We start from the raw sequence: 19,224 nt of genomic DNA on the forward strand, positions 1-19,224 counted from the left end.
GGAGCCCGACATGACCGACAACTACCTGGACGTGCACATCGACCACGACGTCGCGGTGCTCACGCTGAATCGTCCCGCGAAGCTGAACGTGGTGGACGTGGCCACAAGGGTGCTGCTCGCGCAGACGATCCGCCGGTTAGGGACGGGCGAGATCGTGCGCGGGATCGTACTCACGGGCACCGGACGGGCCTTCTCCGCCGGTGAGGACCTGCAGACCGTGCCGACCGACTACGACGAGATCCGCGAGGCCTTCGCGACCTTCCACGACATCACCCGGGCGATTCTCGAGACGAAGGTCCCCGTGATCGCTGCCGTGAACGGGATCGCGGTCGGCGGCGCCTCGGAGATCACGCTGTGCTGCGACTCCCGGATCGGCTCCCCCCGGGCCGAGTACTACCAGCCGGAGAACCACCGCGGGATCATCGTCTCGAATGCCTCAAGCTTCCTGCTGGGCCGCCTGGTACGCAACCACGCGATGCGAATCATTCTGGGCTCGAACCGAATCGACGCGGGCGAGGCCCTGCAGATCGGGTTGCTCGACGAGATCGTGCCCCCGGCATCACTCGTGGACCGCGCGGTCGAGCTGATCGGACAGTGGAACTCCGATCCCCGTACCACCGCACTGCACCTGGGTCTGCTGCGGCCGCGCCCCGAAGACATCGAGGCTGCGTTCGCCCGTGAAGACGACGCCGCCCGCCAGTCGTGGGAGTCCGGTGCCTTCACCGAGGGCATCGAGGGCTTCTGGGCATCGAAGAACGCGGCGCCGACAGCGCCCGCGCAGAGCAACTGAGATCGGAGACGATGATGATAACCACCGAAGCAGCACTTCTCACCGCGGTCAACGAGCCGCTGCAATTCGCCGAGATCCAGGTCGACGAACCGGAACCCAATGAGGTCCGCATCGCGGTCTCCAATGTGGGCCTGTGCCACAGCGACCTGCACTACATGACCGGATCGGTGCACGCCGACCTGCCGGTGGTGGTCGGCCACGAGGTGGCGGGCATCGTCGAGACCGTCGGCTCGGCGGTGACCTCGTTGCGTCCGGGCGACCGCGTCGTCGGCGCCCTCACGCCCTCGTGCGGGTTGTGCCGCAACTGCGCGGCCGGGCACTCGACGCAGTGCCAGCACGTCTCTCGGATCCGGCAGCGGCAGCGTCCGGCGTTCCAGCTGCCGGGAGGCCAGGCCGTCGAGCGACTCGGCGACATCGGCGCGTTTTCACGCCACACCCTGATGCGGGAGAACTCGCTGGTGAAGTTGCCCGACGAGGTGGGGCTGGACGTCGGGTGCCTGCTGTCGTGCTGCATCGTCACCGGCATCGGGGCCGTCTTCCGCGGTGCGCAGGTACGCCCCGGTGCCACTGTGGCCGTGATCGGCTGCGGCGGTGTCGGTTCGGCCATCATCCAGGGCGCGCGGCTCGCCGGTGCCTCGGCGATCGTCGCCGTGGATCTCGACGACGTCCGGCTCGCGGCGGCACGCACATACGGTGCCACGCACGTCGTGAACGGCGCGGCCGACGTTCCCACCGAGATCCGGAAGGTGCTCGGCGACGGGGTGGACTATTCGTTCGAGGCCGTCGGTTCCGCGCGCACCGCGGCAACCGCGCTGTCGGTCCTGCGCGCCACGGGGACCGCCTGCCTGGTGGGCATCGCACCCGACGGCACCGACCTCACCGTCCCGGCGTCGGACTTCTTCTTCGGTGAGAAGCGCCTCATCGGCTCTTACATGGGCTCGGGCCAAGCGCACGAGGACATCACCCAGTTCGCGCGGCTGTATCTGCAGGGTCGCCTCCTGCTCGACGAGATGGTCAGTGACGTGATCCCGTTCGGCGAGGTCGACAAGGGCTTCGAGGCGATGAAGTCGGGCGAGGTGACCCGCATCGTCGCCGACCTCACCGTGTGATCACGCCGACTCCATTCACACCCGAAAGACCCATCGAAGGAGGCCGCAGATGTCGAATACGCAACTGCCCCAGCCGATCAACTACATCGCGGACGAGTGGTCCGAGTGCGCGGCGATCCCGGACGCGTGGAATCTCGACCCCAATACCGGCCGGCCCGTCCACCGCGCCGTCACCACCGGCCCGGACGACCTCGAGCGCGCCCTGCGCCATGCCGAGCGCTCGTACGGCTTCGAACGCTGGGACGACGCGGCGAACGAGGAACGGGCGGCGGTCATCGAGCGTGCGGCCGACGTCGTCGAGGCCCGGATCGAGGACATCGCCCGCACCGATGCCCTCACCAGCGGCGTCCCGATCGCGAAGGCGCGGATGGTCGCGGCGTTCCTTCCGCACCGGATCCGTTCGGCGGCGGCGGAGCTGCGCGCCATCCCGCGCCGCACGGCGCTGGACGCCGGTGGCCGCGACGTGCGGCTGTACAAGGTCCCGTGGGGTCCCGCCGCCATCCTGACCCCGTGGAACGGGCCGAGTTTCATTCCCGCCGCGAAGACGGTGAGCGCCCTCGCCGCCGGCTGCCCGGTCATCCTCAAACCGTCGGAGCACGCGCCGAGCAGCGCCCAGATCGTCGTCGAGTGCTTCGTCAAGGCCGGGCTGCCCGACGGTGCGCTGCAACTCGTCCACGGCGCGGGAGACGTCGGCGCCGCGATCACCGGCGATCCCCGCGTGAAGATCGTCTCGTTCACCGGCGGCCCGAACGCGGGGCGCGCGATCGCCCGCGCGGCCGCGGAAGACTTCAAGGTTCTCCAACTCGAGCTCGGCGGCAACAACCCGGCCCTGGTGCTGGACGACGCCGACATCGACGTGGCCGCCGACGGAATCCTCGACGGGATGACCAAGCTCAACGGTCAGTGGTGTGAGGGGCCCGGAAAGGTGCTGGCGCACAAGAGCCTCGTCGGGCCGCTGCTCGACGCGCTGCTCGATCGCATCGCCCGCATCGACATCGGGCACTCGCTCGACGAGAACACCCAGCTGGGTCCGATCTCGAACGCTCCGCACTTCGCCACGCTGCAGAGCCGGATCGAAGGGTTGCGGGCCCACGGCGCGACAATCCATCAGCCCGCACAGCTACCCGCACTCGAAGGGTTCTTCCTGTCCCCCACAGTGGCTTCGGGAGTCGGTGCGTCGGTGGCGACCGCCGAGCTGTTCGGGCCACTTGTCAGCCTGCACGCCGTGGATTCCGACGAGGACGCACTGCGCGTTGCCAACGCAAACCCGTCGGGTCTGGACGCGTACGTGTTCGGCGGCGACGTGGAGCGCGCCGTCGAGGTCGGATCCCGGGTGCTGTCGGGCGAGGTACGCGTGAACGGCGCGAAGATCGCCGATCTCGGCGACGGTTCGGCTCAGAGCTTCTGGGGCGCTTCCGGAATCGGCGGCCACGCTCCCGGCGAGTCCGTCCGGGTGTTCTGCGGGGACCGCGTGGTCGGCGTCGATTCACCCGACCTTCCCCTGTAACGAGCATTGATCAATTCAACGAAAGCAGCAATCCCATGAACTTCCCCATCACATCCGATACCGGGATCGTCGATGTCATCGGCGTCGGCGCCGGCTTTTCCGGTCTCTATCTCTCGCACCGGCTCACCACCGCCGGGTGGTCCTTCGCGGGATTCGAGGCCGGACCCAGCGTCGGCGGAACCTGGTTCTGGAACACCTATCCGGGCGCGCGCTGCGACGTCGAGAGCATCTACTACTCGTACTCGTTCGACGAGGCGCTCCAGCAGGAGTGGACGTGGAGCCAGCGCTTCGCGCCGCAGGCCGAGATCCTCAGCTACATCAACCATGTCGCCGACCGCTTCGACCTGCGCAAGCACTTCACGTTCGATACTCGCGTCGTCAGCGCGACGTGGAACGCGGACGACAGGCTGTGGGAGGTGAAACTGGACAACGGCGAGACGCGCCGCGGCCGCTACCTGGTCTCGGGCGCAGGCGGCCTCTCCACCCCCAAGGACTTCGACGTGCCGGGTCTCGGGAACTTCACCGGACTCCAGGTGTCCACCAGCCGGTGGAACATCTCGCTCGACGACCTCGCAGGTAAGCGCGTCGCCGTGATCGGCACCGGATCGTCCGGCGTGCAAGCCATCCCGTTGATCGCCGAGGTAGCCGAGCACGTCACGGTGTTCCAGCGCACCCCGAACTATGTGATGCCGGCCCGCAACGCCGAACTTCCCCCGGAGCGGGTCGAATCCATCAAGAGCGACTACTCGGCGATCCGGGAGGAATGCAGGCACTCGCCCGGCGGCATTCCCGACCGCCCGGTGGCAGACAAGGCCTTCGACGTCTCGGCCGAGGAGCGTCAGCGACGCTACGAGGCGGCCTACGAGCGCAGCGGGTTCCAGGGCGTCGGCGCCGAGTTCGCAGACCTCCTTACCGACGTCGAAGCGAACCGGACCGCGTCGGAATTCCTCCACGACAAGATTCGCGCGATCGTCGAGGATCCGGCCACCGCCGAGTTGCTGGTGCCCCGGTACCACCCGCTGGGCGCCAAGCGCAGCGTTTTCGGAACCGACTACTACGAGACCTACAACCGGCCGAACGTGTCGTTGGTGTCGCTGCGCGACGAGCCGATCGAGACGATGACCGAGAACGCGATCGTCACCTCGAAGGGCACCTACGAGGCGGACGCGGTGGTGCTCGCCATCGGGTTCGACGCCTTTACCGGCCCGCTGTACGGGCTCGGTCTCACGGGCGCGTCCGGCGCGAAGCTGCAGGAGGCCTGGCACGACGGTGTTCGCACGTACCTCGGGATCATGACCGCGGACTTCCCCAACTTCTTCATGGTGGGGGGCCCACAGAGCCCCGCGCTCGCCAGCAACGTGGTAATGACCATCGAACAGGCGGTGGACTGGATCGCCGACCTCCTCGAGCACGCTCGCGACGCCGGCGCGACGCTTGTCGAGGCCACAGTCGAGGGTCAGAACGACTGGGTGGACATCTCGGAGGAGACCGTCGCCGCCACCTTGTACGCCACCACCGACTCCTGGTACCGCGGCTCCAACGTCGAGGGCAAGCCCAACACGTTCATGGGCTACGTGGGTGGCGTCGGCAAGTACCGCCGGATGTGCACCGAGATCGCCAAGAGCGGCTACCCCGGCATCGAGATCGACGGCGAAACCGAGTCCCGCCACCTCGGCCCCATCCATCGGGAGATCTCATGAGTAAGGCAGTCCACCGGCGTTACGTCGCCTTCTCCGACGCGCACTACGCGGGCAATCTGGTCGATGGCGCCTACGCCCTCAAGCTCTTCGGAGACGTCGGCACGAACCTGTCGATCGAGATCGACGGCCACGAGGGGCTGTTCGCCGGCTACTCCTCCGTCGAATTTCTCGCCCCGGTGCGCGGCGGCGACGTCGTCGAGGCCGAGGCCGAGCTGGTGAAGAAGGGCAACCGCAGTCGCACAGTCGACTTCGAGCTCCGGGTGATCTGCCGCGGCTCCGACGACACCGGCCGCTCTCAGGTCCTCGAGTCGCCCTTGGTCGCGGTGCGTGCTCGTGGCACCGCGGTCGTCCCCCTAGATGAGACGGAGTAACGACGATGAAGCTGATTCACGACACCGGCTGGGCCGCACCGCCCGCCGCCGTCGAACCGCCCCTGACCGGTGACATCGACTGCGACACGGTCGTGGTCGGCGGCGGCGGGGGCGGCATGTCGGCCGCGCTCCGACTCGCCGAAAAGGGCGTCGACGTGGTGCTCCTCGAGGCACAGACCCTCGGCCGGGGCGCCACCTCCCGCAACGCGGGATACATCACGAACTCGATCGCCGCCGATCCGGAACTGCTGGGTTTTCTGCTGAAACGCGAGCGGTTGCGCAACCTGTACCGGTACGCCGAAAACGCGGTGCACTTCACCGAGGACGTCATCGCTCACCACGACATCGACTGCGGCTACCGGTCGGAGGGCATCGTGATGGCCGCCGTTTCCAAGGGGCAGCTGCGGCACGCGCGCCGCAACGCCAAGGTCATGGCCGAGGCCGGATCGTCGGCAGAATTCGTCGAGGGCCGGGAGGCCGGCCTCCCGGACGGCTTCCTCGGCGGAGTGCGCGAGGGCGTCGGGGGCACGCTCAACCCGGGCGAGTTCGCCCTCGGCCTGCGGGCCGCGACAATCTCGTCCGGCGTGCGCGTGTACGAACACACTCCGGCCCGCGACGTCACCGACTCCGGCGACGGGGTCACCGTCGAAACCCCGCATGGACGGGTCCGGGCTCGCAAGGCGCTGCTGACCACCAACGCCCACACCGAGGGTCTGTCCCTCGCGCCGAAGAACCTCGCCACCCCGGTGTGGACGTCCCTGGTCGAGACAGAACCCGTCGCACCCGAGCGACTCGACGAAATCGGCTGGACCAGCCGCGCCCCGATGGTCACGCTGCACATGATCATCGAGAACTACCGCGTCACCCCACGGGGCACCATCGTGTTCGGCACCCGCCGCGTACAGACCGGCCGGAACCCACTGCCGGACCGCACCCCGGCGCGGAACGTCGCCGACGACCTCGTCCGCGGATTCCGCGAGCGATTCCCGGGCCTGCGCGACATCGAGCCGCAGCAGGCATGGGGCGGCTGGATCGGCATGAGCTCCACGTGGCTCCCCGTCGCCGGTGAGGCGTCCGACAACGTGCTGTACTCGCTCGCCTGCAACGGCCACGGCTTCGCCCAGGCGCAGTACGTCGGCCACCTGCTGGCGGACCGGCTCGGCGGCGCGCCGCTGCACGACGACCTGGCGGCGATCTGGCACGGACGAAAGCGCTTCTGGCCCAACCTCGTCAGCGGCCCCGCATTGCACGCGACCTGGCTCGCCGACCGCGCCTCCGACCGGCTGGCAGCCCTCACGAATTGACCATCTCGCCGCCGGTCGGCTGATGTCACCCCCCAAGGAGAAAATCATGTCCATCAAAGAATCGCTCTTCGCGGTCGCGGACCTGTGGATGATCGCCGTCGGATTCACCTACGGGATCAAGTTCATCCGGAATTACAAGAACTACCTGCTCGGCATCGAGTGGATCATCGTTGCGACGTCGGGTTCGAACTTCCTGATCTACGGCCTCATCAAGGCTGGTCACGACAGCCCGATGTACGCCTTCGCCTACTTCCTCGACGCCTTCTCCCGGTCCGTCGGCATCACGCTGATCCTGGTCCTCGGACTGATGAAGGTCACCCACCGATACAAGCCGTCCGTGACGGTGGACGTCGGCGCGTTCGCCCTCGCGGCCGTGGTGGGCTTTCTCCTCAGCCATTTCGCCGAGGCGATCGGCACCCCCGGCAAGATCTACTACATCGTGGTCAACGTGCTCACCACGCTGTTCCTGATCTACTTCGTCAAGCGCCTGTGGGACATTCGCGAGCGCGGGCACGCCATCTCGGCCGCCGTCGCCACCGCGTGCGGATTCGCCATCGCCTCGATCTACGACTTCGTCCACATCCCCGGCGACGACGCGGAGCACACGATCTTCTACATCTTCGCGCTGTCCACGTGGGGCCTGCAGATGTTCACGTACTACCGCGCCTACCGCGCGTTCGACGCCCACAACAAGCGCGTCGACGCCCACGCGGTCAAGGGCAGCGCGCCGGCCACGGCGTGAGCGTGCCCGACCGTCTCTTTCACCGATCTGAAAGTCAGGAACCGAACATGACAACGCACGAAGTGCACGAAGAAACCACCGAGGTCGTCATCGTCGGCGCCGGAATGTCGGGGCTGATGGCGGCCACCACGCTGGCGCCGGAGACCGACGTCGTTGTCCTCGAAAGCACCGATCGCACGGGTGGACGAGTCGAGACCATCCGGCAGGGCGACTACTGGATCAACGTCGGCACCCAGTTCACCGAGGGCACCGGCACGCTGATCGATGCCCTCGACCGGCACGGCATCGAGATGGGTTCCCTCGCGGGCAAGAGCATCGCACTGCACCTGAACGGCGGGGTGGTCGACACCTCGAATCCCGTTGCGCTGATGTTCCGCACGCGAATGACCATGATGGATCGTCTCGGGATGGCCATCGTCGGTGCCCGCATCCTCGCGGCCATGCCGTTCCTGGAGTCGCAGAGCCGCATCGCGCAACGGGTGCGCGCCAAACTCGACACCAAGCTGGCGTCATACCTACTCACAGGCGTCCGGTCGGAGCTGGCCGCCGCCGTCGTCCGGTCGTGGTCGGCGCAGTGGATGGGATGCGAGGTGGACGAGACGGCCGCCACCCAGTTCGTTACGTCGGTTGGCATCGCGCTGGCCGACCCGGAGAAGATTCCGAACTTCTCGCTGCCGGTCGGCGGCAATCAGACGTTGACCGACGTGCTGACGGAAGATCTCGGTGGTCGGATCCGGCTGAACTCGGCCGTGCAGACGGTGCGACCGGACGGCGAGGGTGTGGTCGTCGACTACCACGACGGTGACCGACCCGTGCGGCTGCGGGCCAAACGCGCGATCGTGACCGCACCCGCCGATATCGCCGAGCGGATCATCCCGGACCTCCCGCAACAGCACCGGAACGCGTTCAACGACATCACCTACGGCCGGTACGTAGTCGTCGGATTCTTCACAGACGAAGCCGGGCCGCAGCGCTGGGACGACTACATCGGTGTATCGACGCCGCAACTGTCATTCCAGGCAATGTTCAACCACGCCGCGGCCATGCGGAACGGCGCCGACCGCAAGCCGGGTGGCGCGCTCGCCTGTTTCGCAGGCGGCGCTCAGGCCGACGCATTGCTCGACCTGAGCGACGACGAGATCGTGTCGCGATTCACGAAGGACCTGCTCGCAGTGTTCCCCGAGCTGGAAGGGCAACTGGGCGACGGCATCGTGCGGCGCCACCGCCGGGTCGTACCCTTCTGGGCGCCCGGACGGAAGAAATCGCTTCCGACGCTCCGTGATCCGCTCGGAAACATCTACCTCGCCGGCGACTACCAGCTCGATCTGCCGTCACTCGCCGACGCAGCCACATCGGGCGAGCGAGCGGCGAACGCCGTACTGGAAAGCCTGAGCAGGCGGTAGACAGACGAGGACCCGATAGCCCAGCGCGACGCGACGGACTGCACTGCCCGAAGAGGCCGTATCTCGGAGCGGACCAACACCGCCGGTGACCTCCCGGGCATTCACGTCCGGGGGTGTCTCGGCGAAATACTTTCCCACGGTTCGTATCCCGTCAAGAACATCAGACGATCCCAGCGGGTTCTGCGGGTCGGACGGCGTGGCCGCCGAACTGGTTCCGCAGTGCGGAGACGGCTTTCATTGCCGGTGAGTCGTCCTGGCGGGAGGCGAACCGGGCGAACAGGGCGGCGGAGATGACCGGGGCCGGGACGGCGTGGGCGATGGCTTCCTCGACGGTCCAGCGTCCTTCGCCGGAGTCTTCGGTGTAGCCGGACAGGGCGGCCAGTTCGGGGTCGTCTGACAGTGCCTGCACGAGTAGGTCGAGCAACCAGGATCGGACGACGGTGCCCTTCGACCACGCCCGCAGCACCGCGGGCACGTCGACGATCGAATCCTCGGCGGCGAGGAGTTCGTATCCTTCGGCGTAAGCCTGCATCAGTCCGTATTCGATGCCGTTGTGCACCATCTTCGCGTAGTGGCCGGCGCCGACCGGGCCGGCATGGACGAAGGAGTCGGCGCGGTCGCCGTCCGGGCGCAGGGCGTCGAAGATCGGCATCATCCGGTCGACGTCGGTGCCGTCTCCACCGACCATCAGTGCGTATCCGTTTGCCCGACCCCAGATTCCGCCGGAGACACCGCAGTCGAGGTAGCGGATGCCGTGTTCGGCGAGGATGCCGGCGTGGATCGTGTCGTCGGTGAACCGGGAGTTGCCGCCCTCGACGACGAGGTCGCCGGGGGCGAGCAGGCGGGAGAGTTGCCCGATCACCTGGCGGGTCGGGGCACCGGCGGGCACCATCACCCACACCGCCCGCGGGGTGGGAAGCGACTCGACGAGCGCTTCGAGGCTGACCACGTCGCTGTCGGCGGCTTTCGGGTCGTACCCGATCGCGTCCTGTCCGCGTTCGCGCAGACGCTCCCGCATGTTCAGTCCCATGCGGCCGAGTCCGATCAGTCCCAGTTTCATCGTCACCGTTCCACTCTCGATTGTCGGTATCGCGTCGCGGTCTATGTCTACGGCGCGAAAAGGACCGCTTCACCTGACCGGATGGGTAGCCGACACTGGCCGCCCGGCCGAGTGCATTCCCGCTCACCGCCTTCGACACTGAGACCCGACGCATTGTCTGAATGCGGTCGTGGTGGAGCGACAAGACGGAGTGCAGCAGAAGTGACTGTGTCGCAAGTGCAGGAACGGAACCCCCTCGCGCGCGAATCGTGCGGCCGGGTCGGCGGCGAGGTGTTGATCGGTGCGGCCGGACAGGTCACGGAACCTGCCACGCTGGTGATCTTCGGTATCACCGGAGACCTGTCCCGCAAGAAGCTGATCCCGGCGATCTACGATCTCGCCCACGGTGGCCAGCTGCCGCCGGACTTCGACCTCGTGGGGTTCGACCGTGACGGCGCGAACGCTGAAACCCGGTTGCGGGAGGCGGTGATCGCCCATGCGCGCACCCCGTTCGACCCCGCCGTCTGGAAGGCGCTGACCGAGCGCATAACGCTGCTCCAAGGGTCGTTCGGCGACGTCGACGCGTACACCCGTCTGGCCGCGAAGCTGTCTGAGATCGACGTCCGTCGCGGCAAGCCCGGCAATTACGTCTTCTACCTGTCGGTGCCGCCGTCGGCGTTCGCCACCGTCTGCGACCGTCTCGCGATCGTCGGCTTGAACCGTGGGGATCGTGGGTGGCGGCGGGTGGTGGTCGAGAAGCCGTTCGGGCACGACTTGCCCAGCTCACAGGTGCTCGGCGTCGCGTTGGAGCGGGTGTTCCCGCCGTCGTCGATCTACCGCATCGATCACTACCTGGGGAAGGAGACGGTGCAGAACATCCTCGCGCTGCGCTTCGCGAACGGGATGTTCGAGCCGTTGTGGAACAACCGCCACATCGACCACGTCCAGATCACGATGGCAGAGGCCGTCGGGGTGACCGGGCGGGCCGGGTATTACGACGGGGTCGGTGCCGCCCGCGATGTCATCCAGAATCATCTGTTGCAGCTGTTGGCGTTGATCGCGATGGAGGAACCGGTGGCGTTCGATGCCGACAGCATCGCTGCCGAGAAGGTCAAGGTCCTCTCCGCCACGGAACTGATCGGCCCCCTAACGCAGACGTCGGCGCGCGGCCAGTACGCGGCGGGAGTGGAGAACGGTGTTCCCGTGCCCGGGCTGTCCGACGAGGCCGGGTTCCCCGCCGACTCGGCGACCGAGACGTTCGCGGCCCTGACCGTCGGGGTCGCGACCCGTCGGTGGGCGGGGGTGCCGTTCTACATTCGCACCGGAAAACGACTGGCACGCAGGAGCACCGAGATCGCGGTGACGTTCACCCCGCCCGCCCACGGCTCTGCCGCGACCCGGGCAACGGCGGTGTCGAATGTGCTCGTTTTCCGGGTGCAGCCCGACGACGGGATCGAACTGCACATCGGCGCGAAACGGCCCGGCGGTGGCATGCACATTCAGCCGGTCAGCCTCGGCATGGACTTCCGGTCCGTGTTCGACCCGGCACCGGAAGCCTACGAGCGGTTGATCTGCGACGTGCTCCGCGGCGACGCCACTCTGTTTCCTCGCCGGGAAGAAGTCGAATGGTCCTGGCGGGTCATCGATCCGCTGCTCGAGCATTGGGCCGGTGGCGGGCGCCCCGACGCGTATCCGGCCGGCTCCACCGGGCCGGAGTCGGCGGACGGCATGCTCGCCCGCACGGGGCGGGCGTGGCGCGCACTCTGACCCGGTGGTGAGGGGTCGGCCGAGGATAACCCGCCGACCCCGGGTGATTGCTCAGCGAATGAGGAAAGCCCTGAACACCAAAGTGTTCAGGGCCATTCCTCTTTACGGCGCCTACTACTTGGCGAGAGCATCCTTGAGTGCCTTCGCTGCTGCGGCCGGGTCCTCGGCTCCGTAGATGGCGCCACCGGCGACGGCGACGTCGGCACCCGCATCGCGGACGGCGGCGATGGTGTCGACCTTGACGCCACCGGCGACGGAGAACGGGACACCGGCGATCTTGCCGTCGTCGAGCAGGGTCTGGATGGAGTAGCCGGGCTGGGCCTGCTCGTCGAGACCGGCGTGAATCTCGACGAACGCGACACCGAGCTTGGCGATCTCGCGGGCGCGCTCGACACGGTTCTCGACACCGATCAGGTCGGCGACGACCTTCTTGCCGTGCTTCTGCCCGGCCTCGACGGCACCCTTGATGGTGGCGTCGCCGGCGGCGCCGAGGACGGTGACCAGGTCCGCGCCCGCGGCGAAGGCCAGGTCGGCCTCGAGGAAGCCGGCGTCGGCGGTCTTGAGGTCGGCGAAGACCTCCTTGTCCGGGTGCGCGGCCTTGATCGCGCTGACGGCGCTGAGGCCGGCGCTCTTGATCAGCGGGGTGCCGAGTTCGATGATGTCGACGTACGGGGCCACCTTGTGGGTCAGGGCCAGTGCGTCGGCGGTGGTGAGCAGATCGACTGCAACCTGCAGCTTCGTCATGTGTTTCTCCTGGTCATCTTTTTTTCGGGGTTTGGGATCGGGACGCTCAGCCGATGTTGGCGTGGCGCTCCCACAACCGCTGCGCGGTCTGGTCCGCGTTGTCCCACAGCGACTGGAACAGAGCGTCGAACGCGAGGAGCACGGACTGCTCGAACAGGCTGCCGGCGTACTGGCGGGTGAGAGCGGCACTGTGGTCCTGCTTGTCCGCGGCCGGCAGGATCAGGACCTCGTCGGCGCGCCGCGCAAGCGGCGAGTCGGCGGCAGTGGTGACCGCAAGGACCGCGGCGTCGACCTTCCTCGCGGTGTCGGCGGCAGCGACCACCGACGCGGTGGTGCCGGAGCCGGACACGGCGATCAGCACGTCGCCGGCGCCGATGGCGGGGGCGGTGACCTCCCCGGCCACGTGCACGCGCAGACCGAGATGCATCAGCCGCATCGCGGCCATCTGCACGGCCAGGCCGCTGCGGCCGTTGCCGATCACGAACACCGCGCGGGCGGCGGTGATGACGGTGGCGGCGCGGTCCCACTGCTCGGCCGCGACGGAATTGAGCAGTCGCGCGTTCTCGTCGAGCACGATGCGGCGCCCGTCGTGAAACCGTGTGCGTGTCTGCTCGACGGTGACAGTCATGATCCTCCTCGGTGATGGCCTGACCCTTGGTGCACTCAAGGCTGCCGACCGTCGCCGCGTCCGGCACCCGGTCGCCCGGCGAGTGCGGGCTAGCCGATCGGCTAGTGCCGCGGCGCGGCCACAGCCCATACCGTGGACGCGTGGTGAGCGTCGAAGACCCCGATCTACTCCAGACCGATCCGTGGATCGCGATGCGGTCGGTGATCGCCGGACCGTTGCCGAAAATCGCGGCCCGATTTTCGCGGTTTCTGGCCGGGGTGTGGCCGCACGATGCGCTGGTGATCTTCACCCGCGAGTGCACCGGTCGCCCCCGTAAGGTTGCCGGGGCCCGCGAGATCGTCGACCGCGTGACCATCGACGAACTCGACGACATCAAGCGGGCGATCGACCTCGGCGAGACTTTCGACGGAATCCGCTCGTTCGGGGGCGGCCGCCGCCGCATCTGGGCGGTGCGCGATGCCGGCGACACCCTGCTGGTGCTGGTGCCGAAGCGATCGTCGCCGGATGCGCCCGGCAGGACGGTGGCGGCGCTGTTCGGGATGGTGGCCACGTCCATTCAACAGCAGGTCGCGCAGGCCAGCCCCGATTATCTGGCCGAATCGCGGGCCGCATCGAGTGAGCGGGCCCGCACCATCGCCGAACTCACCGAGGTGCACGAGGCCACGCTGTCGTCGATTCTCGGGACGCTGCGTTCGCACGACCTCGACGATCGCCGCTCCCGGATCACCGCGAGCGAAACGGCCTCGGCGGCCCTGATCGCGTTGCGGTCGGCCGGGGCCGCCGACCGGGCGTTGTCCGAGGAGGCGGTCACCACTGCGTTCGCCCGGCTGCAGGGCGAACTACGACCACTGTTGCGGCACCGGGACGTCGACCTGGAGTACATCGATCCGCCCGCGGATGGGCGGCCGCTTCCTGGGGAGGTCGCACACGCGGCGCGGGCGATGGTGCGCGCCATCGTCCTCGCGTTCGGCGCGCAACCCGTGCTGGCTCGGTTGCGGATCGCGTGGGATTGCGACGGCGACAACGTACTGATCGAGGTCCGTGACCAGGGGCCCGGCGCGATCGACGAGGGGGCCCTGACGCGGCAGTTGGCCGGGCGTCTGCAGACGTTGCGCGGGCGGATCGATATCGAGTCGATCACAGGGTGGGGCAGCCGGGTCATGCTCACCATCCCGCTGGACCCGCCCGCCGCCAGACCCGACGAGCACCTGCTGTCCACCCTGAACCCCCGCGAACTCGAGGTCCTCGCGCACCTCGGCGCCGGCAAACGCAATCGTGCCATCGCCGAGCACCTCGGAATCAGCGAGAGCACCATCAAGTTTCACGTCGCCGGTGTGCTGAAGAAGCTCGACGTCGCCAACCGCGGAGAGGCCGGGGCGATCGGGATCAGAGCCGGCATCGTGTTGGGTGCGGCAGAAGCCGGTGCCCACTGGAACCGGGAATGACCGCGCTCCTCGGAAAGTCATTTAGTCCTCGGGTGTTTGATCGCGAGTACGGGCACGGGGGCGTTGAGGAGCCGTCGAGCGGGGCGGGGGTCAGCGGGCCTGGGCGAAGGCCGACTCGAACGCGTCCAGGGCGGTGTCCGGGTCACCGGCCGCCCATGCTTCGAGCCCGACGACGCCGGTGTAGCCGATTCGCTTCAGTGCGGCCGCGACACCGGCGTAGTTGATCTCGCCGGTGCCCGGCTCGCAGCGGCCGGGCACGTCCGCGACCTGGATTTCGCCGATGTACGGCAGGGCCTCGGTGACCAGGTCGATCAGGTTTCCCTCGCCGATCTGTGCGTGGTAGAGGTCGAGGTTCAGCCGGAGGTTCGGATGGTCGACCGCCCGGACGAGTGCGAGGGTGTCGGCTGCGGCGGCGAACGGCGTGCCGGGGTGATCGACGGCACGGTTGAGGTTCTCGAGCACGAATGTGCGGCCCGCGGCGGCGCCGAGTTCGGCCACCTTGCGCAGGGTGTCCGCGGCTTTGAGCCACATCGCAGGGGTGACCACCTGCACCGGCCGTACCGGAAGTCCGCCCTCACCGAGTCCGGTTCCGTGCAGGTTGAGTCGCGGGCAGTTCAGGCGCTCGGCCACCTCCAGAGATTGGTGCGCGGTGGCCAGCAGCTCCGCGATCCCGTCCGGCTCGGTCAGGTTTCCGGTGAGATAGCCGGTCATCGAGGAGAATTCGGCGCCGGACCCGGCGAGAGCGTCGATGTCCTTGGTCGACCAGTCCCAGATCTCCACGAGCAGACCGCGTTCGGAAATTCGCTTGACCCGGTCGAGCAGTGGCAGATCGACGTACAGCATCTCGGCGCATGCGGCCAGGCGGATCCCGGTCATGCCGTCACCTCCGCGAGAACGTCGGCGATCTCGACGGGGCCACGGGTCGACGCGCTACGCACGGCGGCGAGGGCAATGCTCAGCGCGGTGCGGGCGTCGGTTCCGGTCACCGGGGCGGGCGTCCCGGACCGGATCGCCTCGGTGAACGCGACGAACTCCGCGAGGTAGGCGCTGCGCAGCAGGTCGGTGTCGCGGCGGGCGGTGTCGACACCGATCCCGTTCGGTCCGTAGTACGTCATGTCGGTGGCGCGCGCGTCGCCGGCGGTGACCATGCCGCCGGAGCCGAACACCTCCGCGCGCACGTCGTATCCGTACAGTGCGCTGAAGCTCGCCTCGGCGGTCGCGATCGCCCCGTTGTCGAACTCGATCGTCACGACGGCGGTATCGAGGTGTCCGGCCGACTTGGCGTCCGGTCGGATCAGCGCGTCGGCGAGCGCGGTGACCCGGAGCGGGCGTGCACCCGGGTTGAGGAAACACAGCGCATCGAAATCGTGAATCAGCGTCTCCAGGAAGATCGTTCCGGGCGGAATGCGCGCCGGGTCGGCCGAGAACGGTCCGGGATCGCGGGTCACCGACCGCAGCAGCTGCGGGATGCCGACGCGGCCTGCATCGATCGCGGCGCGAGCTGCGACCCATCCGGGTGCGAACCGTCGATTGAATCCAACCTGCAGCACCACACCGGCGTCGGCGGCGGCCGCGACCGCACGGTCGGCCTCGGGGAGGGTTACCGCCATCGGCTTCTCGACGAACACATGCTTTCCGGCCGCGGCGGCCGCGACGACGAGCTCGGCGTGCGTGCGGGCGGGGGTGGTGATCAGGACCGCGTCGACATCCGTCCGGTCGAGCACCGCGTCCGCCGAGCGCTCGACGACGGCAACGTCGAGGTCGGCGGCGAGACGGTCCGCGTTCGGTGTGGGATCGGCGACGGCGACGAGCGTGGCACCGGGGACATGGCGGGCGACGAGCTCGGCGTGGTTCGAACCGATTCGGCCCGCTCCCACCAACGCCAGACGCACAGGGGAATTCGTAGTCATGTGATGCTCCGACCTGGAAGTTCATGGACTAGTACGTTCTACTAGTACGTTCTAGTTCGGAATGCTATGCGGATCACGTCCTGGGGTCAAGACCCGTCCGGGAGCCCGTGCGAACGGACGACGAGGGAAGGGGTACGAACATGGGTTCATCGTCTGGCGCCGGTCGTGGACGTGGACTCTGCCTGGATGCGGGCTCAGTCGTGGCCGATCTTGTTCCAGAGCTGATGAGTGAGCCCGCTGGCGGAGGTGACGGTCTCGACGGTGAAGCGGTCTTCGATGCCGCTCAAACCCTCCCAGAGGGACACGCCGCGCCCGAGCGTGATCGGCACGACCACCAGGTGCATGAAGTCGATCAGATCGGCTTGCAGAAACTGCCGCACGGTCGAGGGACCGCCGCCGATCCGGACGTCCTGACCGCCGGCAGCGTCCTGGGCCATGCGCAGCGCCTCCTCGGGTGAGGCGTCCACGAAGTGGAAGCTGGTTCCGTTGGGAAAGTCGATGCTGGGGTGCGGATGGTGGCTCATGACGAATACCGGTGTGTGAAATGGCGGTTCGTCACCCCACCAGCCCCGCCACCCGTCGTCGGGCCATTCGCCGGTTTGGGGGCCGAACTTGCGACGGCCCATGATCTCCGCGCCGATGCCCTGGCCCCACAGGCTGGTCAGGGCACGGTCCAGGGTGACCGGGGCGTCTACCCGGTCGACACCGTGGATGACGCGTCCGTCGAATCCGTCGAAAAGCCGTCCGGCACCGCCGATGGGGGCGTCGAACGTCACGTGGTCGCCGGCGGCGTAGCCGTCGAGGGAGATGTTCATGTTGTGGATCCTGGTGCGCGGCATGGCGACTCCTTCAATGCTCAGATGTGCCGGATACGCATAACCGGCGGGCGAGAATGGCCGGACTCATCGGGGAACGTTGAATATTGTGTTCCGTCGTCCCATTCCTCCGTAGGACAATCGGAGTATGAAGCCTCACACCTACACGACCTACAGCATCGGGTGCGGCATCGCCTGGGTCGTCGTGTGGCTGATCATCGGCACCACGCGACCGGAAGCCCGCTCCCGGGTCTTGCTGTTCTTTGCCGGATGGTGGACGGGGTGGACCTCGGCGACCATCGCCCGAAATGTGTACCCACCACCGCAGTGAGGCAGTGGGGCACCTCGCACGTCGCAACATCGTCCCGGCTGACCGCGCCCGACGATGCAACGCGCTGCAACCCTCGACCTCGTTACGTGCCCGATGTTCTCTGACTGTGAAGCAGATCACTACAGGCAGGAGTCGGTTATGGGCATCGAGGGCAAGGTCGCGCTGATCACCGGAGCGGGTCAGGGCATCGGACGTGCGATCGCGTTGCGGCTGGCGTCGGATGGCGCCGACATCGCGGTCGTCGACGTCAACGGCGACAAGACGGAAGCCGTCGCCGGCGAGGTGCGGTCCCGGGGTGCGAAAGCGATCTCGATCGTGGCCGACGTGACGGCGCGCGACCAGGTCCAGGCCGCCGTCGATCAGGCCGACGACGAACTGGGCTCCTTCGACATCATCGTCAACAACGCCGGTATCGCCCAGGTCAACCCGATCGCCGACGTGACTCCGGACGAGGTGTCGCGCATTCTCGCCGTGAACGTCGAGGGTGTGCTGTGGGGTATCCAGGTGGCCGCGGCGAAGTTCAAGACACTCGGCCACGGGGGCAAGATCATCAACGCGTCGTCCATCGCCGGTCACGAGGGGTTCGCCATGCTGGGCGTGTACTCGGCGACGAAGTTCGCGGTCCGCGCGCTCACCCAGGCGGCCGCGAAGGAGTTTGCGTCCGACGGCATCACCGTCAACGCCTACTGCCCCGGCGTCGTGGGCACCGACATGTGGGTCACCATCGACGAACGGTTCGCGGAGCTCACCGGAGCGCCCAGGGGTGCGACCTTCGAGAAGTTCGTCGGCGGCATCGCCCTGGGCCGCGCCCAGACCCCGGACGACGTTGCGGCGTACGTGTCGTACCTGGCCGGTCCCGACTCCGACTACATGACGGGGCAGGCCGGCCTCATCGACGGTGGCCTCGTGTTCCGGTGAGCGGAGCTGTCGGGCCGGGGGTTTCGGGCTCGTCGTGTCGAGCGAGTCACGGTGTCACCCCGAAGGCGCAGCGGCAGCGGCTGGTCATCGCTGTGGCCCGCTGGTGGAAGTCGGAGACGGGGTGGCCGTCGAGGATGTCGGCGAGGACCTCGAGTTCGGTGAGCCACCACCCCATGTCGTCGATGCCGTCCTGACGGGTACCGCATCGGTGGGTGAAGACCAGTGTCGACCGCGTGGGTCCGTCCTCGACTACCTCCCAGCGCACGAGGCTCGTCTCGTCCGTGTACTCGAGCAGTGCGGGAGGTGCGGCGTGTGAGCAGCGGTGTGTTCGACCGCTCCGGCGCCGTAGCTCGAGCACAGCTTGCCAGACGTCTGCCCGTTGGTACGCCAGGTGTCGTTCCAGGCGCAGCTGGTACCGGCCCTTCTCGTCGACGGAGACGACGTCGGTCATCGGCGGATGTCCTCAGGCCCCGACCTTTGGCTCATTGATCTGTAACACCCCGGAGTGCGGACGCGGGGCGTCTCTGACGCGTTCTCACCGTGTACCCAGATTCGGGTCACCCTCACCGGCAATCAAGTGGGAAATGTGGCGGACGGGCCGTGACGACAGTGGGGGCGTCCCGCCACATTGCTGCGTGTGCGCTCGCGCCGTTGGGGTACACCCTTCGTGGGGCGAGTTATGTCGAGCGGCCCCGTGTGAG

Annotated in this window: 19 protein-coding genes; 12 read left to right on the plus strand and 7 right to left on the minus strand. The window is 67.8% G+C overall.

What is annotated here, in order from left to right; genetic code table 11:
• Positions 1–10: 10 nt before the first annotated feature.
• The 8 genes from H0B43_RS19865 to H0B43_RS19900 are packed head-to-tail and all read left to right on the plus strand — an operon-like array spanning position 11 to position 8,926.
• On the plus strand, positions 11–790 hold the full coding sequence (locus H0B43_RS19865; RefSeq protein ID WP_185726382.1) for an enoyl-CoA hydratase/isomerase family protein: 780 nt from the start codon (positions 11–13) through the stop codon (positions 788–790).
• Positions 791–804: 14 nt separating this feature from the next.
• Complete coding sequence (locus H0B43_RS19870; RefSeq protein WP_185729881.1) at positions 805–1,899, plus strand: Zn-dependent alcohol dehydrogenase; 1,095 nt, start codon at positions 805–807, stop codon at positions 1,897–1,899.
• A 49-nt stretch (positions 1,900–1,948) separates the two neighbouring features.
• Entirely contained in the window at positions 1,949–3,406 is a 1,458-nt protein-coding gene (locus tag H0B43_RS19875; protein ID WP_185726381.1) for an aldehyde dehydrogenase, read from the plus strand.
• Between the two features lie 35 nt (positions 3,407–3,441).
• Positions 3,442–5,106: an NAD(P)/FAD-dependent oxidoreductase gene (locus H0B43_RS19880; protein ID WP_185726380.1), complete on the plus strand. Its 1,665-nt coding sequence runs from the start codon at positions 3,442–3,444 to the stop codon at positions 5,104–5,106.
• Positions 5,103–5,477 carry a hotdog domain-containing protein gene (locus H0B43_RS19885; protein WP_185726379.1) on the plus strand — a complete coding sequence of 125 codons (375 nt, stop codon included), beginning with the start codon at positions 5,103–5,105 and terminating at the stop codon, positions 5,475–5,477. The genes H0B43_RS19880 and H0B43_RS19885 overlap by 4 nt, the downstream gene beginning before the upstream one ends.
• Before the next feature lie 5 nt (positions 5,478–5,482).
• Entirely contained in the window at positions 5,483–6,781 is a 1,299-nt protein-coding gene (locus H0B43_RS19890) for an FAD-binding oxidoreductase (protein ID WP_185726378.1), read from the plus strand.
• Positions 6,782–6,827: 46 nt separating this feature from the next.
• On the plus strand, positions 6,828–7,523 hold the full coding sequence (locus H0B43_RS19895) for a transporter (RefSeq protein ID WP_185726377.1): 696 nt from the start codon (positions 6,828–6,830) through the stop codon (positions 7,521–7,523).
• 47 nt (positions 7,524–7,570) lie between these two features.
• A complete protein-coding gene (locus H0B43_RS19900) occupies positions 7,571–8,926 on the plus strand; it encodes an NAD(P)/FAD-dependent oxidoreductase (RefSeq protein ID WP_185726376.1) in 1,356 nt (451 codons plus the stop codon).
• A 160-nt stretch (positions 8,927–9,086) separates the two neighbouring features.
• Here the strand turns inward: H0B43_RS19900 and gnd are convergent, their stop codons facing one another.
• Entirely contained in the window at positions 9,087–9,986 is a 900-nt protein-coding gene (gene gnd, locus H0B43_RS19905; protein WP_185729880.1) for a phosphogluconate dehydrogenase (NAD(+)-dependent, decarboxylating), read from the minus strand.
• Positions 9,987–10,187: 201 nt separating this feature from the next.
• On the opposite strand from gnd, the gene zwf reads away from it, so the two are divergent.
• The gene (gene zwf, locus H0B43_RS19910) at positions 10,188–11,732 is read left to right on the plus strand and encodes a glucose-6-phosphate dehydrogenase (RefSeq protein WP_312033691.1); all 1,545 of its coding nucleotides are present in this window, start codon (positions 10,188–10,190) and stop codon (positions 11,730–11,732) included.
• A gap of 114 nt (positions 11,733–11,846) precedes the next feature.
• Here the strand turns inward: zwf and hxlA are convergent, their stop codons facing one another.
• Both hxlA and hxlB read right to left on the minus strand, forming a co-directional pair.
• Entirely contained in the window at positions 11,847–12,476 is a 630-nt protein-coding gene (gene hxlA, locus H0B43_RS19915) for a 3-hexulose-6-phosphate synthase (protein WP_185726375.1), read from the minus strand.
• A 46-nt stretch (positions 12,477–12,522) separates the two neighbouring features.
• Positions 12,523–13,104, minus strand: a complete 582-nt coding sequence (gene hxlB, locus H0B43_RS19920; RefSeq protein ID WP_185726374.1) for a 6-phospho-3-hexuloisomerase — start codon at positions 13,102–13,104, stop codon at positions 12,523–12,525.
• A 191-nt stretch (positions 13,105–13,295) separates the two neighbouring features.
• Here hxlB and H0B43_RS19925 point away from each other — a divergent pair, with 191 nt between their 5' ends.
• The gene (locus H0B43_RS19925; protein WP_185729878.1) at positions 13,296–14,549 is read left to right on the plus strand and encodes a LuxR C-terminal-related transcriptional regulator; all 1,254 of its coding nucleotides are present in this window, start codon (positions 13,296–13,298) and stop codon (positions 14,547–14,549) included.
• Positions 14,550–14,639: 90 nt separating this feature from the next.
• Here the strand turns inward: H0B43_RS19925 and H0B43_RS19930 are convergent, their stop codons facing one another.
• From H0B43_RS19930 to H0B43_RS19940, 3 genes are all read right to left on the minus strand, one after another.
• A complete protein-coding gene (locus H0B43_RS19930) occupies positions 14,640–15,425 on the minus strand; it encodes a TIM barrel protein (RefSeq protein WP_185726373.1) in 786 nt (261 codons plus the stop codon).
• Positions 15,422–16,459 (minus strand): Gfo/Idh/MocA family oxidoreductase, encoded by a 1,038-nt coding sequence (locus tag H0B43_RS19935; RefSeq protein ID WP_185726372.1) that lies wholly within the window; start codon positions 16,457–16,459, stop codon positions 15,422–15,424. The genes H0B43_RS19930 and H0B43_RS19935 overlap by 4 nt, the downstream gene beginning before the upstream one ends.
• A gap of 194 nt (positions 16,460–16,653) precedes the next feature.
• Positions 16,654–17,298 (minus strand): dihydrofolate reductase family protein, encoded by a 645-nt coding sequence (locus H0B43_RS19940; protein ID WP_185726371.1) that lies wholly within the window; start codon positions 17,296–17,298, stop codon positions 16,654–16,656.
• A gap of 124 nt (positions 17,299–17,422) precedes the next feature.
• Between H0B43_RS19940 and H0B43_RS19945 the strand changes: the two genes are divergently transcribed.
• The gene (locus H0B43_RS19945; RefSeq protein WP_185726370.1) at positions 17,423–17,605 is read left to right on the plus strand and encodes a hypothetical protein; all 183 of its coding nucleotides are present in this window, start codon (positions 17,423–17,425) and stop codon (positions 17,603–17,605) included.
• Positions 17,606–17,743: 138 nt separating this feature from the next.
• Positions 17,744–18,523: an acetoin reductase gene (locus H0B43_RS19950; protein ID WP_185726369.1), complete on the plus strand. Its 780-nt coding sequence runs from the start codon at positions 17,744–17,746 to the stop codon at positions 18,521–18,523.
• 46 nt (positions 18,524–18,569) lie between these two features.
• On the opposite strand, the gene H0B43_RS19955 is transcribed toward H0B43_RS19950, so the two are convergent.
• The gene (locus tag H0B43_RS19955) at positions 18,570–18,974 is read right to left on the minus strand and encodes a hypothetical protein (protein WP_185726368.1); all 405 of its coding nucleotides are present in this window, start codon (positions 18,972–18,974) and stop codon (positions 18,570–18,572) included.
• Positions 18,975–19,224 lie beyond the last annotated feature (250 nt).

It is taken from the genome of Rhodococcus sp. 4CII, assembly GCF_014256275.1.
In the GTDB taxonomy this organism is placed as follows: Bacteria; Actinomycetota; Actinomycetes; order Mycobacteriales; family Mycobacteriaceae; genus Rhodococcus_F; species Rhodococcus_F wratislaviensis_A.

Coding starts and splice junctions, on each gene's coding strand:
- H0B43_RS19945 (WP_185726370.1), top strand. CDS start 17,423: ATGAAGCCTCACACCTACACGACCTACAGCATCGGGTGCGGCATCGCC.
- H0B43_RS19870 (WP_185729881.1), top strand. CDS start 805: ATGATAACCACCGAAGCAGCACTTCTCACCGCGGTCAACGAGCCGCTG.
- H0B43_RS19885 (WP_185726379.1), top strand. CDS start 5,103: ATGAGTAAGGCAGTCCACCGGCGTTACGTCGCCTTCTCCGACGCGCAC.
- H0B43_RS19950 (WP_185726369.1), top strand. CDS start 17,744: ATGGGCATCGAGGGCAAGGTCGCGCTGATCACCGGAGCGGGTCAGGGC.
- H0B43_RS19900 (WP_185726376.1), top strand. CDS start 7,571: ATGACAACGCACGAAGTGCACGAAGAAACCACCGAGGTCGTCATCGTC.
- H0B43_RS19880 (WP_185726380.1), top strand. CDS start 3,442: ATGAACTTCCCCATCACATCCGATACCGGGATCGTCGATGTCATCGGC.
- H0B43_RS19875 (WP_185726381.1), top strand. CDS start 1,949: ATGTCGAATACGCAACTGCCCCAGCCGATCAACTACATCGCGGACGAG.
- H0B43_RS19865 (WP_185726382.1), top strand. CDS start 11: ATGACCGACAACTACCTGGACGTGCACATCGACCACGACGTCGCGGTG.
- H0B43_RS19925 (WP_185729878.1), top strand. CDS start 13,296: ATGCGGTCGGTGATCGCCGGACCGTTGCCGAAAATCGCGGCCCGATTT.
- gnd (WP_185729880.1), bottom strand. CDS start 9,986: ATGAAACTGGGACTGATCGGACTCGGCCGCATGGGACTGAACATGCGG.
- H0B43_RS19955 (WP_185726368.1), bottom strand. CDS start 18,974: ATGACCGACGTCGTCTCCGTCGACGAGAAGGGCCGGTACCAGCTGCGC.
- H0B43_RS19895 (WP_185726377.1), top strand. CDS start 6,828: ATGTCCATCAAAGAATCGCTCTTCGCGGTCGCGGACCTGTGGATGATC.
- hxlB (WP_185726374.1), bottom strand. CDS start 13,104: ATGACTGTCACCGTCGAGCAGACACGCACACGGTTTCACGACGGGCGC.
- H0B43_RS19940 (WP_185726371.1), bottom strand. CDS start 17,298: ATGCCGCGCACCAGGATCCACAACATGAACATCTCCCTCGACGGCTAC.
- hxlA (WP_185726375.1), bottom strand. CDS start 12,476: ATGACGAAGCTGCAGGTTGCAGTCGATCTGCTCACCACCGCCGACGCA.
- H0B43_RS19890 (WP_185726378.1), top strand. CDS start 5,483: ATGAAGCTGATTCACGACACCGGCTGGGCCGCACCGCCCGCCGCCGTC.
- H0B43_RS19930 (WP_185726373.1), bottom strand. CDS start 15,425: ATGACCGGGATCCGCCTGGCCGCATGCGCCGAGATGCTGTACGTCGAT.
- H0B43_RS19935 (WP_185726372.1), bottom strand. CDS start 16,459: ATGACTACGAATTCCCCTGTGCGTCTGGCGTTGGTGGGAGCGGGCCGA.